This window comes from Staphylococcus sp. HMSC067F07 (assembly GCF_001837405.1).
GTDB lineage: Bacteria > Bacillota > Bacilli > Staphylococcales > Staphylococcaceae > Staphylococcus > Staphylococcus capitis.
On the sequence record NZ_KV832237.1, the window covers coordinates 48,722 to 64,685 of the forward strand.

The 15,964-nt window shown below is 31.7% G+C and carries 16 protein-coding genes and 1 pseudogene; 8 read left to right on the forward strand and 9 right to left on the reverse strand.

Annotation, left to right across the window (positions count from 1 at the left end; all coding sequences use genetic code 11):
* Window positions 1-22 precede the first annotated feature (22 nt).
* The 4 genes from HMPREF2706_RS07235 to brnQ all read left to right on the forward strand — a co-directional run bounded on the left by HMPREF2706_RS07235 (window position 23) and on the right by brnQ (window position 4,581).
* Window positions 23-226 (forward strand): DUF6501 family protein, encoded by a 204-nt coding sequence (locus tag HMPREF2706_RS07235; protein ID WP_049428644.1) that lies wholly within the window; start codon window positions 23-25, stop codon window positions 224-226.
* Window positions 227-337: 111 nt separating this feature from the next.
* Entirely contained in the window at window positions 338-1,129 is a 792-nt protein-coding gene (locus HMPREF2706_RS07240; RefSeq protein ID WP_049428642.1) for an ATP-binding protein, read from the forward strand.
* Window positions 1,130-1,141: 12 nt separating this feature from the next.
* Complete coding sequence (locus tag HMPREF2706_RS07245; RefSeq protein ID WP_049428640.1) at window positions 1,142-3,031, forward strand: vWA domain-containing protein; 1,890 nt, start codon at window positions 1,142-1,144, stop codon at window positions 3,029-3,031.
* Window positions 3,032-3,225: 194 nt separating this feature from the next.
* The gene (brnQ, locus tag HMPREF2706_RS07250; protein ID WP_049428639.1) at window positions 3,226-4,581 is read left to right on the forward strand and encodes a branched-chain amino acid-like transporter carrier protein BrnQ3; all 1,356 of its coding nucleotides are present in this window, start codon (window positions 3,226-3,228) and stop codon (window positions 4,579-4,581) included.
* Between the two features lie 79 nt (window positions 4,582-4,660).
* On the opposite strand, the gene HMPREF2706_RS07255 is transcribed toward brnQ, so the two are convergent.
* Genes HMPREF2706_RS07255 through HMPREF2706_RS07265 form a run of 3 tightly spaced genes read right to left on the reverse strand, consistent with a single transcriptional unit; the run spans window position 4,661 to window position 6,738 of the window.
* A complete protein-coding gene (locus HMPREF2706_RS07255) occupies window positions 4,661-5,794 on the reverse strand; it encodes a toxic anion resistance protein (RefSeq protein WP_049428705.1) in 1,134 nt (377 codons plus the stop codon).
* 22 nt (window positions 5,795-5,816) lie between these two features.
* Window positions 5,817-6,443: a 5-bromo-4-chloroindolyl phosphate hydrolysis family protein gene (locus HMPREF2706_RS07260; RefSeq protein WP_023350290.1), complete on the reverse strand. Its 627-nt coding sequence runs from the start codon at window positions 6,441-6,443 to the stop codon at window positions 5,817-5,819.
* Window positions 6,444-6,468: 25 nt separating this feature from the next.
* On the reverse strand, window positions 6,469-6,738 hold the full coding sequence (locus tag HMPREF2706_RS07265) for an acylphosphatase (protein WP_049428637.1): 270 nt from the start codon (window positions 6,736-6,738) through the stop codon (window positions 6,469-6,471).
* 159 nt (window positions 6,739-6,897) lie between these two features.
* Between HMPREF2706_RS07265 and msaA the strand changes: the two genes are divergently transcribed.
* The 4 genes and pseudogenes from msaA to HMPREF2706_RS07285 all read left to right on the forward strand — a co-directional run bounded on the left by msaA (window position 6,898) and on the right by HMPREF2706_RS07285 (window position 9,792).
* Window positions 6,898-7,206, forward strand: a complete 309-nt coding sequence (gene msaA / locus HMPREF2706_RS07270) for a regulatory protein MsaA (RefSeq protein WP_070862293.1) — start codon at window positions 6,898-6,900, stop codon at window positions 7,204-7,206.
* A gap of 182 nt (window positions 7,207-7,388) precedes the next feature.
* On the forward strand, window positions 7,389-7,589 hold the full coding sequence (gene cspA / locus HMPREF2706_RS07275; protein WP_002433901.1) for a cold shock protein CspA: 201 nt from the start codon (window positions 7,389-7,391) through the stop codon (window positions 7,587-7,589).
* 591 nt (window positions 7,590-8,180) lie between these two features.
* A pseudogene (locus HMPREF2706_RS07280) lies at window positions 8,181-9,034 on the forward strand (ATP-binding cassette domain-containing protein).
* An 8-nt stretch (window positions 9,035-9,042) separates the two neighbouring features.
* Window positions 9,043-9,792, forward strand: coding sequence for an ABC transporter permease (locus tag HMPREF2706_RS07285; protein WP_049428635.1), 750 nt, complete (start codon window positions 9,043-9,045; stop codon window positions 9,790-9,792).
* Between the two features lie 136 nt (window positions 9,793-9,928).
* Here the strand turns inward: HMPREF2706_RS07285 and lysA are convergent, their stop codons facing one another.
* The 6 genes from lysA to dapA form a co-directional block, all read right to left on the reverse strand.
* Entirely contained in the window at window positions 9,929-11,194 is a 1,266-nt protein-coding gene (gene lysA, locus HMPREF2706_RS07290; protein WP_002453221.1) for a diaminopimelate decarboxylase, read from the reverse strand.
* Window positions 11,195-12,271: an alanine racemase gene (locus tag HMPREF2706_RS07295; RefSeq protein WP_002453220.1), complete on the reverse strand. Its 1,077-nt coding sequence runs from the start codon at window positions 12,269-12,271 to the stop codon at window positions 11,195-11,197.
* Window positions 12,272-12,276: 5 nt separating this feature from the next.
* Window positions 12,277-13,428, reverse strand: a complete 1,152-nt coding sequence (locus HMPREF2706_RS07300; protein WP_049428632.1) for an amidohydrolase — start codon at window positions 13,426-13,428, stop codon at window positions 12,277-12,279.
* Window positions 13,429-13,607: 179 nt separating this feature from the next.
* Window positions 13,608-14,327 (reverse strand): 2,3,4,5-tetrahydropyridine-2,6-dicarboxylate N-acetyltransferase, encoded by a 720-nt coding sequence (gene dapD, locus HMPREF2706_RS07305; RefSeq protein WP_037549025.1) that lies wholly within the window; start codon window positions 14,325-14,327, stop codon window positions 13,608-13,610.
* A gap of 26 nt (window positions 14,328-14,353) precedes the next feature.
* Entirely contained in the window at window positions 14,354-15,079 is a 726-nt protein-coding gene (dapB, locus tag HMPREF2706_RS07310) for a 4-hydroxy-tetrahydrodipicolinate reductase (protein ID WP_049428630.1), read from the reverse strand.
* Window positions 15,079-15,963, reverse strand: a complete 885-nt coding sequence (dapA, locus tag HMPREF2706_RS07315; RefSeq protein WP_002433548.1) for a 4-hydroxy-tetrahydrodipicolinate synthase — start codon at window positions 15,961-15,963, stop codon at window positions 15,079-15,081. The genes dapB and dapA overlap by 1 nt, the downstream gene beginning before the upstream one ends.
* Window position 15,964: the final 1 nt, after the last annotated feature.

The window sequence follows — 15,964 nt, forward strand, 5'->3', positions numbered from 1 at the left end:
TTAAATAGAGGAAGGTTATACAATGTTACATGAAACTTGGAAAGAACGTACACCTATTAAAAAGGTAGAAGTTACGAATACAGATGCGAAGAAATTTACAGTTGCTGATATGCTGACTGTAGGTAAACAATATGATGTTGTTAATGTAACCGAAGAGTATTATCAAATCGTTGATAATTCTGGTTTAGTAGGTGGCTATTATAAAGATTACTTCAAAGAAGTTTAAGTTTTATTACGTAAAGTAACAGTACGTGTATTTAATTATTAATAAGACTAAGACAGGTCAATAATGACTTAATTGTCTTAGTCTCTTTTTATACATAAAGGACGGGAAATTATGACTAAATCAATTTATAAAAATTCTGATGAATCAGTATTTAAAGATGCGAAAGTTCTATTTGAATTAAATAAAAATATTTTACTTAAGGGACCTACAGGTTCAGGAAAAACAAAACTTGCTGAAACGTTAAGCGATGAAGTTAGACGTCCAATGCATCAGGTTAACTGTTCTGTCGATTTAGATACTGAAAGTTTGCTTGGATTTAAGACAATTCAAACTAACGAAGAGGGGCAACAAGAAATTGTCTTCATTGATGGGCCTGTAATTAAAGCTATGAAACAAGGACATATTTTATATATCGATGAAATTAATATGGCTAAACCAGAAACGCTTCCGATTCTTAATGGTGTCTTAGACTATCGCCGTCAAATTACTAATCCATATACAGGTGAGGTCATTAAAGCTGCACCTGGCTTCAATGTGATAGCAGCAATTAATGAAGGTTACGTAGGCACATTACCAATGAATGAGGCACTTAAAAACCGTTTTATCGTTATAGAAGTAGATTATATAGATGGACATATTTTAAAGACTGTTATAAAAGAACAAAGTCGATTACAGGATGACAAAGTAATTGAACAAATCATTAAATTTAATGAGGACTTAAGAACAATGACTAAACAAGGACAAATTTCTGAGGAAGCTGCTAGTATTCGTGTCCTCATAGATTTAAGTGATTTAGCTACAGTGATTCCAATCGAACGTGCAATTAAAAGAACAATTATCGATAAATTAGAAGATGAGCGTGAACAACAAGCAATTATTAATGCGATTGAGTTAAATTTTTAAAGAGGGATACTTATGAGTGATCGTTTTATAAAATTCAACGATGAACAGTTAGATGCTAAGCAGGTAATGATGTTACAAGACTTAGCTCGTCTATTATTAAAAGATGAACAAACACAAGTGAAAATACAAAAGTTTCCTTTTTACAATCCTTTCAGCAATACCCTAATCACAAGTTGGTTTTGGTCACACCGTCCGCATCACATTGAGCAAGCCGGCTTAAAAACTGATGTTTTACTCGCTGCATATGGATATCAACATATAGATATAGACATTGTTAATCATGTTTTACATAATGATGATTTTCATCATACTAAATTTTTCCATCAATTATTTAAGTTACTTGAAGATGTACGTATTCTCGAACTTATTCGAAAAGAACGTCCTAGCACTGCTAAGTATATAGATCTACGCTTGGATACTCGGTTAGCTTTTACTGATTCACAAATTAATGTTTATAAAACTAAAACTGTATTCACTGATTTGCTATTTCTCAATTTAGAACGTGCTTTTCTTAGTCAAAACTTCTATGACGTACCATCAATTCATCCGACATTTGATGATGTACTAGTGAATATGTATCAGTATTTGCCAAATATTTTCCAAAACAAAACCTCAGAAGATAACATGTATCTGGCTGAACGTATGATGTATCAGGTAGATGATTTGCTTAAAGAAGATATGTTAAATGAATATTATTATTTACCTCAAAAACTGTATGAAGACATTCAAGCAACCACCTTTGAGGACTTGAAAAGAACTGACGCGAGTAATACAGATGGTAACGATAAACATCAATCTGAAGAAGATGCTGAAACAGCTGAAGCTGAAACTAAAGCAGCGGATAGCGAAACTAAAGGTGGCGCTTACTTAGAGATGGAACTTCACGAGGGAGAAAACAGTGAAGTGATAGCTGATAATGATACTGCTCGTGAAGGGGATTCCACAGACGATATAACAGATATGATGACTAAGAAAGGCAAGGGCTCTCAGAACACTTTAGACCATGATGAAGGTGGTTTCATAGGTCAGAATCAAGCATTTGCACTAGAAGGAATTAATAAAAATGTAAAAGTTGAATGGAAGGTTCCAAACATCCAACCACAACATATTTTAGACTATCAACATTCTAAAAATGATGTTCAATTTGAAATCAAGGATCTTATTCAAATCATTAAAAAGACAATCGATAGAGAGCATCAAGATGAACGTCATAATCTAACTAAAGGGCGTCTTCAAAAAGATTTAATCAATTGGTTTATCGATGATCAATATAAATTATTTTATAAAAAGCAGGATTTAAGTAAAACATTTGATGCAACGTTCACATTGTTAGTTGATGCGTCTGCAAGCATGCACGATAAAATGGATGAGACCATTAAGGGCGTTGTACTATTCCATGAAACTTTGAAATCGTTAAACATTAAACACGAAATTTTAGCTTTTAATGAGGATGCATTCGAAGCAGATGATCGTGAACAACCAAATATTATAGATGAAATTATCAATTATAATTATTCAATTTTTGAAAAAGAAGGCCCACGTATCATGTCTTTAGAACCTCAAGATGATAATCGTGATGGTGTAGCTATTCGGATAGCTAGTGAAAGACTACTACAACGTAGTCATCAACAACGTTTTTTAATTGTATTTTCGGATGGAGAACCATCTGCATTTAACTATAGCCAAGATGGCATCATAGATACGTATGAAGCCGTAGAAACTGCTCGTAAATTTGGTATTGAAGTCTTTAATGTATTTCTGAGTCAAGAAGCTATTACTGAAGATATTGAACAAACGATTCATAATATTTATGGACAATTCTCAATATTTGTAGAAGGCGTTGAACACTTACCAAGCCTTTTATCTCCATTATTGAAGAAACTTTTACTTAAATCATTTTAATAATCACACTAATTAAACATCAAAATTAATTGTATGTATTTAATAGTTGATAAATGGCATTCAACCATATATTTTAAATAATTACCAATTAAATTTGTATAAGTTTTTAAATTTTCTGAAATTATATAGACTTATAATTCCTGATTATGATAGAATGTTTAATGTTGCATTATTAGATAAAAAGGAGCAGCATTATGAATAAAAACACTTGGATTATAGGTTTTACTTTGTTCGCTATGTTTTTTGGCGCAGGGAACCTTATTTTTCCAACGAATCTAGGCCTTGATAGTGGACATTTCCTTTGGCCAGCTATACTCGCATTCGCACTAACTGGTATTGGTTTACCATTACTAGGTGTCGTTGTTGGGGCACTAGATCATCAAGGATATATCGGTGCTTTTAATAAAATTTCACCAAAATTCTCTTTAATCTTTTTAATTGTTATCTATTTAACAATAGGACCTTTGTTCGCGATTCCGCGTACAGCTTCGACTTCATTTGAAATGACTGTCACGCCAATCGCTAATACTAATGGGAATATAGCATTATTAATTTTCACTATTATTTACTTCTTAATTGTGCTTTATTTATGTCTTAATCCTAATAAAATGATAGATCGCATTGGTTCATTGTTAACTCCATTGTTATTAATAACTATATTAGCTATGATTATAAAAGGATTTATAGACTTTGGAAGTAATGCTCCCGGAGAAGGTAATACAAAATTATTCCATTCAAGTTTTTCCGGTTTTTCACAAGGGTTTACTCAAGGTTATTTAACAATGGATGCAATCGCTGCAATTGCATTTTCAATGATTGTTGTTAACGCTATTAAAGCTACCGGAATTAAACATTCTGATAAAATATTTAAGCAAACAGTGATTGCAGGACTTATTGCTGCTACAGCTTTAATCTTTATATATATTTCATTAGGATTTATTGGAAATCATATGCATATTACTTCAGGAAAGATGAAAGAACTCACTGCTAATGATCAAAATATTGGTACATACTTACTAACTACTATGGCTGCGAAGGGATTTGGTACCTTCGGTAAATATTTATTAGGAATTATCGTTGCATTAGCTTGTATAACTACAGCTTGTGGTCTTATTGTTTCAGTAAGTCAATATTTCCACAGAGTTTTCCCTAAAATTTCTTATAAAGTTTATGTAATATTATTTACATTAATAAGCTTTATCATAGCCAATCAAGGATTAAATTCAGTTATATCTATGTCAGTACCTGTATTAAGTATTGTATATCCAATAGCTATAACAGTTGTTTTACTAATATTAGTGGCTCGATTTATACCGACGAAACCAATTGCGCAACAAATTCCATTGCTTATTGTTGCAATAGAATCTATATTAAGTCTTATTACTACTCAAGGATGGTTTAAAATTTCATTTATAGACCATTTACCACTTAAACAGCATTCACTTGAATGGTTTCCAATCGCGGTAATAGCAACCATCTTTGGTTATATTATTTCATATTTCGTTAAACAAGATTTTATAGTTTATCAAAAAGAAGATAATAACAACTAAAACTTAAATATATATAAAGGCACTCGTACCATAAGTGATTTTAACCATCACTAAAGAATACGAGTGCCTTTTTCAATTATTATTCTTTTCTCATTGACAATAGATGTTGCTTCAAGTCGTTTTCTAAGCCATTAAGCTCTTTTTCAGCTGCTTGTCGCTTTTGACGACCATCTTGTTGGATTTGTAATGTCTGTTCAATTGTTTCTATAATGTCATTTTGAGTTGTTTTCACAGTCTCAATATCAACGATGCCACGCTCATTTTCAGTGGCAGTTTCAATAGCGTTTTGCTTTAACATTGAAGCATTTTGAGTGAGTAAATCATTTGTAGTATCTGTTACGGCACGCTGTGCTGAAACTGCATTACGTTGTCTCATTAAGGTTAAGGCAATTGCCATTTGATTTTTCCATAAAGGAATACTTGTGAGAATTGAACTTTGAATTTTTTCAGCTAATGCTTGATTCACGTTTTGAATCATACGAATTTGTGGAGCTGTTTGAATAGCAATTTGTCTAGACAATTGTAAGTCATAAATACGTTTATCTAAACGATCTACAAATTGTTCCATATCCGCCACAGCTTGAATATCCATTTGATTTCCTGAGTTATGAGCTTTCTCTTGTAGTTCAGGTATTGTTTCAGATTGAATCTGTTGTTTCTTACGTTGTGCAGCAGCAATATATAAAGTTACATCGTCAAAGTATTTTTTATTTTGATCATATAAACCGTCTAATAATTCAACATCTTTAGTTAGATTCCCTTTATGTTTGTCTAGTTGAATCGTAATACGATCAATTTGAGAGCTTACTGATTGCATTCTTGAAAAGACTTCATTAATTGAAGCTTTTGTTCTTCTAAATATACGTTTAAGTTTAGATTGTTTATTTGGATCTAAATCATTAGGATTAACTGACTTTAATTTGCCCATTAATTGACTTAATGAATCTCCAACAGGCCCCATATCTTTAGATTGAACTTCATCTAGCATTTGATGTGAAAATTGAGACATACTTTGTTGTAAGTTAGTACCAAACTGTAATAAGCCATCATGGTCTAAAAGCTTTATTTGTTGACTAATTGTTTCTATTTTTTTCTTGTCCTCATCACTAAATTGAGGGTTGAAGTCTTGAGCTACTGTAGGATTAGTATTTGTATTATCTTCAATATATTGATCGAGTGGATGTGATTGATTGCTATTAATTTTATGCGTCATCTCATTCATCTCTCCATTTCTCTTATACATCTTTGCGACGTTCTTGTTCTAATTTGTTTAATTCCATTTCAACATCTAATCGTTCATAATCTTCTTCATTTAATCTTTTTAAATCAGCAATTAGTGTACGTTTAACTTCATCTAGAGTAATACGCGTCTGTTCTAGTTTTTGTTTTTCTTCTTTTGATTTACGTGGCATCCTTGAAAGGCGAGTATAAGAATCTACTAGATTCAGAGCATTATCTAGATGAGAATAGAAGAAACCCTCTACTTTGAAAAACATACCCGGACGTTGTTTTATACTTGTATATATAGAACGTGATATACGGTAAATATCATTAACTTGTCTAAAATCTTTTATAGATCTGATGTTCATAAATGATTTTAAAATAGTTCTAATTTTTAATTGAGCTTGATTAAGCTGAGTTCTAACATATCTATAATCTCTACGTGACAATCCGATTTCATTAAGATATTTGCGTGAAGTAAGCCTTTGAGTAGGGAAGTACGATAATAGAAAACCACCTGCACCAACGATAGCATCAATCAGGAATGATAAATCCCATGCGAAAACAGTAACCATCCAAACAATAAATGCTACTGGTATGCCTACTAACACTCCAAATAAACGTGAAATGTTATATCTCAAATGTCATCTTCCTTTATATTAAAGTCTATATAGTTTTAAATTCTGTTAATGAGTCATCAATATCTAGATTTTTAATATTATAATCGGATACTGATGACGCAGGTGAAGCACCTTTAATTACAGATTGAATAAATTGTTCTAATTCCTTATCTTCACCTTGAGCATATATTTCTACATAATCGTCAACATTTTGGACTGTACCTTTAATGTGATATTGGTTAGCAATGCGTTCAGTATAATATCTGAAGCCCACACCTTGAACAGTTCCAAAAATTTGAATATGTTTACGTTCCATAATATCACCTCATAACTTCATTATACGTACTTTAGTTGTAAAAAACTAATATTTGCTATATGATTTATCGGCCAAAAGTATGAGCCTTGAAACTTGATTTTGAATTCTGAAAAGTTACAATTAAGTTTAAAGGTTTAACCGTGGAAGGGGATTTTAAACATGTGGACAGTTGCAAAAATGAGAGCTGACTACGAAGGTTGGTGGCTATTTAGTGATTGGCCTGAAAGAGTTATCGAAACACTAAACTTCAACACATACGAAGAAATGCTTGAAAAATACACAAAACTTCTTCAAGACTGTAAGGATTGTTTCGATAATTATGTAGTAGGTAAACATAACATTTATGCTTTCTATAACAACTGTGACTTAAATTTTTGCGAAGATTGCGATGAAGATTTACAAATATTTTATAGTTTTATTATTTTAAAAAATAATGAGGTTTATTTTAATCTTACAAAAATTGATTAAATGATAATTTTCTATAATTGTATTGCAATTTAGCTATGACTAAACTATAATGATTATTAAGCAATTGTTTTATTCCATATTGCAAAGAATATTTGGATTTATCATACATATAAGCACACGTATTTTTTGTAATATGCGAATAACGCATATTGAAAGAATTTAGTCTTGGAGGTTTAAAAAATATGAAACAAGGTACAGTTAAATGGTTTAACGCTGAAAAAGGTTTCGGCTTCATCGAAGTTGAAGGAGAAAACGACGTATTCGTACATTTCTCAGCAATCAACCAAGATGGTTACAAATCATTAGAAGAAGGTCAATCAGTTGAATTTGAAGTAGTTGAAGGCGATCGCGGTCCTCAAGCTGCAAACGTTGTTAAACTATAATAAATAGATTATAATTATTGACTTTAACTAACACCTTACCAAGATGTAGGGTGTTTTTTTATATCAATACATACAGTAGCTCAGAAAGAAATTGATGTTAATTTCTTTCTTTTTTTATGCACAAAAAGAAACAAAACTTCTTTACAATAATATAGTCTGCAATATATTTTTTATTGATTTATTAATCCATTTTTTTATAATTTAAGTGATTAGTAGGAGAAAGGAGACAATATTATGCCAAATCCTTTTAAATTATTACAAGTTTCAATTGGTCGTTTTTATTTTGGTTACCGTGGTCGTTTCATTAAATGGTAAATCTTAAAATTGAAAATTTTAAGCTGATTAATTTATTCATATCAATAAGCATCATTATCATTAGTGTAATTGTATTAAATATAAGCATAGGTATAATAGCATACTTGAAGATATCTGAATATTCCGAATATTTATCGCTGAATCTTTCTATTATATTAAGTTTTATAATAATACCTACTTAATATGCTTGAATTATCTCAGATAATTTTCTTATTTTTTTTTACTTAATGCCTCAATTGATTGTAGTTTTTATTAAACATAAAAGAGGTGAAAATAATGCTAGAATTTAAAAATGTATATAAATCTTTTAAGAAAAAAGAAGTATTATGTGATGTAAATTTCAAATTATCTGCAGTTGAGAAGGTGGGGCTTATAGGTTCAAATGGGGCTGGAAAATCAACATTAATGAAACTTATAGCTAAAACTCAATTACCATCTAAAGGAAATGTTTATTTCAACAATATGGATATACATAACTCTCACACTATGATTCGTTCATGATAGGACAAATATATTATCCTGAGCTAAATGCAAGGCAAAATATTGAAAATTATCTAAAGATTAATAATAAGATTAGCTATATGAACGAAATTCAATCAATACTTAATATAGTAGATTTAGAAAATAATGGAAAGAAAGTGAAAAATTATTCGTATGGAATGCAACAAAGGCTTTGTTTAGCTATATGTTTAATTACTCAACCAAAAGTAGCTGTATTAGATGAGCCATTTTTAGGTCTAGATCCATTAGGCGTGAGAGAATTAAACAATATAATTGAAAAGTTTTCAAAAGAAAAAAACACTTTATTTTTAATATCTAGCCATCAGTTAAAAGAATTAGAAGGTCTTTGTGATAGATTTCTATTATTAGAAAACAGTAAAATTAAAGAAATTGACTTACAGAATAAAATAATCACTCAAAAGTTAATATTCAAGAATTCTATTAGCAATGCTTCGGAACTAAAAGCTAATTTCAAATTCATCAAAAGTATAGAGGACAATCTAATAACAATTATTAATAAGGATGAAGAAGTAAATCTTACAAATTTACTTGAATTAGTAGGTAAAAATCCCTTAATTAAAATAGAGAGTAATGACAATCTCTTATCTTCATATTTCTATAAAGAGTAGGTAATATTATGTTTAAATTTAACTTCTTATATATTTCAAAAATTCGTGCAACTTGGTTGCTTTACCTCATCGGACTTTATCCTCTTTTGATATTTCTAGCTGAATTACTTAATAGTAATTTCCTTTCATTATCAGCAACTCAAACAAATAGCGTAAGCTTTTTAGAACTATTTATCGCAATATATGACACCCAGCAAAAAGCAATGATATCACTTATAATTGTGGGATATTTAGCTTCATTACTATTTTATAGCGAAATTAGCACCGGAAGACTTTTATTTTACAAGGATCAAAGTCGTTACAAAATTTTTAATTCTAAATTAACATCTATTATTTCTAGTTATTTTATATTCTTATCCATTTTACTATTATCAACGTTAGTAGTTTATTTGTTTTATGTTAACAACCATCAATACTCCTCTCATTCTTTTATGTTAAATAACTATAAATTAAATCAAACTCTAATCTTAAATCTTCTTGGAATCTTTTTAACAGATTTATTCTTAATCTTTTATGTAGTTATTTTTTCTGTAAAATTTAATTCTGGGATAACTATAATCAGTATGATTTTATGTTATGTAGTCATAAAGCTTACAGACAATATTAATAAAATCAAGTTTTTTCCTTCAAATTTTACAAATTTAAATACCGATAAAGATTTCATTTTCAGCTTATTAGCAATGAGCACTATTACTGTTGTTTATATAATTATTTTTTATGTTTTAGCAATTACGATATTCAGGAAAATTCAATTTTAAATCTTGTTCATTTCAATAGAACTTAAAACGCCTTGGAAATGTTGAGACAACATCTATCCAAGGCGTTTTAAAATTCATCTTTCATTAAATTAAAATTATACTATAGTAGGTGAGTTTCGCTTGCTCATTTTTACTATCATTTCGTATCATTAATTATTAATTGTCTTAGTGACTGACGCTTTATCACTTCACGTGCTTTTCCATCTTTTAAGAAGAATACTGATGGCTTCTGCATTTGATTATAATTTGATGCCATTGAATAATGATATGCACCAGTTGATAAAATTGCTAAATAGTCTCCACGCTTAATAGAGGAGGGTAACTTAGCTTTTTTAATGATAATATCACCGGATTCACATAGTTTACCTGCAATCGTCACAGTATCATCTGCTTCCTCATTACGATTAACTAATAACGCTTGATATTTAGCATCATATAAGGCTGTACGGATATGATCGCTCATACCTCCATCAACTGAAACATATTTATTCACTTCAGGTATTTCCTTTATAGTACCGACCTCATATAAAGTAATTCCTGCTTCACCAACAATTGAACGACCAGGCTCTATACCAATTTCAGGCACTTCATAATTAAGTGAATGAGCAGTTTCTTTAATTGCATCAGCAATTTCTGCAATGCCTTCTTCAATAGGGAAACTTTCATCACCTTCAACATATTTGATACCGAAACCGCCACCTAAATTAAGTAATTCTACTTTGATTTCATTTTCAGATAACCAATGAAGCACAAGCTTAGCAGTTTCTATCATAGCTTCGGTACCTTCAATCTGAGACCCTACATGGAAGTGAACTCCTTTTAATTGTAAGTGTTTAGAAGCTTTTACTTTATTAATCGCTTCTAAAGCTAATCCATGTTTAATTGATAGACCAAACTTACTATCTTCTTGACCAGTTTGTATAAATTCGTGTGTATGTGCTTCCACGCCAGGATTAACACGTAATACGATATTCACTTCATCACTTGCATATTTATCAATTAAATCAATTTCTTCTAATGCATCTATAACAAAGTACCCGATATTATTTTCTAATGCGTATTGAATTTCTCGCTTAGTTTTATTATTACCGTGAAAGTGAATACGGTTTGCATCAAAACCAGCTTCTAGAGCAGTATAAAGTTCTCCTTCAGACACCACATCTAATTGTAAATCTTCTTCTTGCACTAATTTAACCATTTGAATACAAGTAAATGCTTTAGAAGCATAAGAAATATTATATTTTAAACCACTTTTCTCAAATGCACTATGATATCTGCGCATTTGATTACGAATTTGATCTTCATCATATACGATAGTAGGGGTACCAAAGCTTTGAGCTACAGTCTTTAAACTTGTACCTCCCATTGTTAATTCGCCATACTCATTATATTTGACTACCATTTATATGTACTCCTTTATTAGAGAATCATGATTCATAGCGCTTAATTGTTCAGAGTTTGCGCCCACACCTTTAAAAGTAAATTCATCGATGCGTATATCGTTATTATATAATACTACTTCATCTTGTGCATGAACTTCATCATCCACTTCAACAAACATATGACTCATCATTAGCGCTCTAATCGGATAACGTTTACCATTAATAATCGCCTCATGTTGAGCTCTGGATTTGAGGATGCCATCTCCATACCCAATATCAACCACTGCCAATTGTGTTTGATTCTTAGTAGCTTCATAAGCGAAGCTATATCCGCAATAATCTCCAGCATTAACTTCACGAACTTGAATCACATTACCTTTAACTGTCAAGGATTGTTGAATTTCAGATTCTTTTAATTTGCTATAAGGTCTAGAACCATAAAGTGCAATACCTACACGTGCATGGGTATGGTGAGGTAGGACTACTTGACCTTCACGATAAAAACTTGCACTATTTTGTGCATGTATCATATCAAATGAGTAACCTTCACCCAACAAAGTATTTAGAACATTTAACCATGCCTGTCTCTCAATATCATACTCTGGAACATCGAACTCATCAGCATATCCAAAGTGAGTCCATATACCAGAAATAATCATTTTGTTATCACTTTTATTTTGAGCATGATCTTCTAAAACTTCATGCAACTCTTCTAAATCTTTGAAACCTGAGCGATGTAAAAGATTTTCAAATTCTAAATGCACATGTATATTTCTTAAATCCTCTTTGTGTTCATAATAATAAGTTAAAGAGGGTAGTGTCATATGAATTTCATACTCTCTTACTGTATCAAATTCATACACAGCATTCATTAGAAATATAGTTGCATGAGGTGCGATTTCTCTCACACGGATAGCTTCTTTTAATGATGTTGTACTAAATGTTTGAATGCCTGCTTTTAAAAACTCTTTAACTGAAAATTCTAATCCATAATGATAAGCATTATTTTTTACTACTGCCATTATTGATTGTTCATTTCTAACTTTTACAGCATTCTGATAAAACACTTCTGTATCTACTGACCAAATTGCTGTCAATTGACTTACACCTCTTTGTAATTTCTTAATAATTCTTCATAATAATTTGCTACATCAATTAAAATCTTTTCATCAAAATTTAAATGAGAGGTATGCAAACCTGTAACATAACCTTTAGCTTTATTCTGAGTGCCTACAAATACAAAATATGCAGGAGCTAATTGTTGTCCATAAAAACTAAAATCTTCTCCAAATAAGAATGGGGTAGGTTTATCAATGACTTCTAGATTAGCCTTATTTAAGGCTTGTTCTACACTTTTCCGAAGTTCAGGACTATTCATAGTAGGAGGATAGCCTTCTTCAAATTTTACTTGGCAATCTACATTAAATAGTAATTGGACACTTTCTGCTATTTTATACATTTGTTGTTTAACCACAGTTAAGTCATCTACATCATACGTGCGTATTGTACCTTCAAGATAACCATGACTCGGTACTGTATTTATAGCTTCACCAGCTTCAAAATGTCCCATATGAACTATATTACGTTTTAAACCATTAAGATGGTACTGTTGTATTTGTCCTACTTGTGCTAAGACATGTTGTAACGCTTCACCACATGAATGACCTTGCTCTTTATCAGCCACATGACTTGATAAACCATTTAAATAAAAGCGATACTCAGTCGCACTTGCAGTGATTTCTTCATCACGAATCACTACTTTACCTTCTTCAGCGAACGGGTTCACATGAATACCAAATACTGCTTCGATAGGGTACTTTTCAAAGGCGCCTGCTCTAATTAAGCGATTAGCACCACCACCAGTTTCTTCAGCAGGCTGAAAGATAAACACAACATTGTGGGGAAGTTCACCTTTATCCGCCATCGCTTTGCAACGTTTTACAAATAACATTAATGCTGTTGTATGACCATCATGACCACATGCATGCATCACATTGTCCGTTTTACTTCGATAGTCGATATCATTTTCCTCAAATATTGGTAAAGCATCGATATCAGCACGAAATGCTATCGTATGATTACTTTGACCTTCTAAATACGCTATTGCTCCGGTTTCAAGAGGGCAATCATATTCAACGCCTAAATTATCAAGAAATTCTTTAATATACTTCGTTGTTTCGAACTCATGTAAACTTAATTCTGGATATTGATGTAAATGTCTTCTATGTTTTGTTACAAATTCTAATTCACTCATATTAATCATCCCTTATATGAAATTGTTTTAATTCATTATGTAATGATGACGCTTTTTTACTTAGTTATAATAAAAAGGTGAAACAAACGTGCGAACCTACATATAAGAGTGTTCAACATCATCATTTGCTTCAACCTTTAACATTCATTTATATGAAAATGATTAAAACATACAAGCTATTAATCATTTAACTTTCTTAAAGCTGAGACAATTTCACGTTTAGAGTCTTCAACTTCAGATGTTTGTTTAATTACTTTAGCAGGGGTACCTGCTACAACAGCACCAGCTGGAACATCTTGAGTTACAATAGCACCCGCAGCAACAATAGCACCTTCGCCAACGCGAACGCCTTCAAGAATAACTGCATTAGCACCAATTAAGACATTATCTTCGATTATCACTGGAGAGGCGCTAGGGGGCTCAATTACTCCAGCTAATACAGCACCTGCACCAACATGTACATTCTTACCAGTTGTTGCACGACCACCAAGCGTTGCGTTCATATCAACCATTGTACCTTCACCAACTACCGCACCAATATTTATTGTTGCGCCCATCATAACTACAGCACCATCTTCAATAATCGCTTGTTCACGAATGAATGCACCTGGTTCAATACGTGCGTTTGTGTTTGTTAAGTCTTTAAGCGGAATCGCTGAATTACGTCGATCCATTTCAATTTCTAAATCTTCAATTTTTGTTTGATTTTCTTCATAGAAGGGTTTCCAGTCATCCGCTTCACAAAAGATAACTTTAGAATGTTCTGATCCAAATACTTTAAAACTTTCTGGGAAAGTTACGCCTTCAAAATTACCATTCGCATAAACTTTTAAAGGTGTAGATTTTTTTGCATCACTGATATATTGAATAATCTCTTGAGCTGATAAATGTTGTACCATAATTTAAACCTCTCCTTTGTTTACTTTTATAAATTATCAAAAGTATAATATCCATTTTCTTTATGAATTAACTTTTCAGCGGCACCAATGGCACCATTTGCAAAAATGTCTTTAGATTGTGCTTTATGAGAAATAGTGATTGTCTCATCTGTGCCAGCGAATAAAATATCATGTTCACCAACGATTGTTCCTCCACGCACAGCATGAATACCAATTTCATCTTTCGTACGTTTCTCAGTATTCTCATGACGATCATATACTGGCGTTACTTGGTCTCTAAGTTCTTTGATCACATCATACAATTTAACTAATGTACCACTAGGAGCATCTACTTTCTTATTGTGATGAGCCTCAGTTAATTCAATGTCAAAATCTTGTAGTAGGGGTACGGCAGTTTCTAAAATCTTAGTAAGGGCGTGTATACCATAACTCATATTTGCACTAAAGAATACAGGCATATGTTGACCTAATGTTTGTAGCTTTTGAATGAGCGTATCTTTCTCACCAGTTGTAGCAATAACTAACGGTAAATTGAATGACTCATCTAGTAATGGTATTAATAATTCAGGGTTTGAAAAGTCAATCACTACATCAGCAACGTCTTGAGCTTCAACTATACTATTGTAATGCTTGTATGGTGTTGAATCTTTAGGAGTTCTATCTATGACTCCTACAATCTCATGATTTTTTTCTTCAGCTAGTCTAGCAACTCGTTGATTCATCGCTCCATAGCCTATAAGTAAAATCTTCATTAATGTTCACCTGCTTTAAACTGATCATAAGCTTGCTCTAATACATTACGCTCTGCGTCATCTAATGGGATAAGTGGTAATCTTAATTCATAATTACCAAAACCTAAATGTGCCGTTAGTGCTTTAATAGGAATAGGGTTAACATCCACAGATAATGAGTCTAATAATTGCCCAATAGGTTCAAATTGACTTGAAATATTTTCTCCACTTTGTTTAGCATCGTATAAATCTTGAAATTCTTGAGGGATAACATTTGCAATAACTGAGATAACACCTTTACCTCCACGTTGATAGAATTCAACAACATTGTCATCATTGCCACTATATAATGCAAATTCATCTTCATTAATGCGTTTTTTAACTTCTTCCATATAATCAAAGTCATTCGTCGCATCTTTAAGTGCAACAATGTAAGGGTTGTGACTTAATGTTTCAACAGTTTCTGCTTCAATCGTCATATTCGTCCGTGATGGTACGTTATAAAGTACAACCGGTAATTTTACTTCATTTGCGATAGTCTCAAAGTGTTTAATTAATCCTCGTTGGTTTGTTTTATTATAATAGGGCGTAATAAGCATCACTGCATCAGCACCAATTTCTTTAGCTCTTTTAGAGGCTTCAATTGATTTCTGAGTATTATTCGTACCAGTTCCAGCAATGATAGGTACACGTTTATCAACTAATTTAATTACAGTTTCAAGTACTTGTTCTTTTTCTTGATCTGTTAAAGTAGGGCTTTCAGCTGTTGTTCCATTAACTATAATCGCTTGTGTGTTATTTTCTAATAAAAATTTTACATGTCTTTCTAATGCGTCAAAATCAATTTCATTATTAGTAAATGGTGTAGCTAGAGCTACGCCAACGCCTTCAAACATGTGTGTCATA

Coding starts and splice junctions, on each gene's coding strand:
- HMPREF2706_RS07235 (WP_049428644.1), top strand. CDS start 23: ATGTTACATGAAACTTGGAAAGAACGTACACCTATTAAAAAGGTAGAA.
- HMPREF2706_RS07240 (WP_049428642.1), top strand. CDS start 338: ATGACTAAATCAATTTATAAAAATTCTGATGAATCAGTATTTAAAGAT.
- HMPREF2706_RS07245 (WP_049428640.1), top strand. CDS start 1,142: ATGAGTGATCGTTTTATAAAATTCAACGATGAACAGTTAGATGCTAAG.
- brnQ (WP_049428639.1), top strand. CDS start 3,226: ATGAATAAAAACACTTGGATTATAGGTTTTACTTTGTTCGCTATGTTT.
- HMPREF2706_RS07255 (WP_049428705.1), bottom strand. CDS start 5,794: ATGACGCATAAAATTAATAGCAATCAATCACATCCACTCGATCAATAT.
- HMPREF2706_RS07265 (WP_049428637.1), bottom strand. CDS start 6,738: ATGGAACGTAAACATATTCAAATTTTTGGAACTGTTCAAGGTGTGGGC.
- msaA (WP_070862293.1), top strand. CDS start 6,898: ATGTGGACAGTTGCAAAAATGAGAGCTGACTACGAAGGTTGGTGGCTA.
- cspA (WP_002433901.1), top strand. CDS start 7,389: ATGAAACAAGGTACAGTTAAATGGTTTAACGCTGAAAAAGGTTTCGGC.
- HMPREF2706_RS07285 (WP_049428635.1), top strand. CDS start 9,043: ATGTTTAAATTTAACTTCTTATATATTTCAAAAATTCGTGCAACTTGG.
- lysA (WP_002453221.1), bottom strand. CDS start 11,194: ATGGTAGTCAAATATAATGAGTATGGCGAATTAACAATGGGAGGTACA.
- HMPREF2706_RS07300 (WP_049428632.1), bottom strand. CDS start 13,428: ATGAGTGAATTAGAATTTGTAACAAAACATAGAAGACATTTACATCAA.
- dapD (WP_037549025.1), bottom strand. CDS start 14,327: ATGGTACAACATTTATCAGCTCAAGAGATTATTCAATATATCAGTGAT.
- dapB (WP_049428630.1), bottom strand. CDS start 15,079: ATGAAGATTTTACTTATAGGCTATGGAGCGATGAATCAACGAGTTGCT.
- dapA (WP_002433548.1), bottom strand. CDS start 15,963: ATGACACACATGTTTGAAGGCGTTGGCGTAGCTCTAGCTACACCATTT.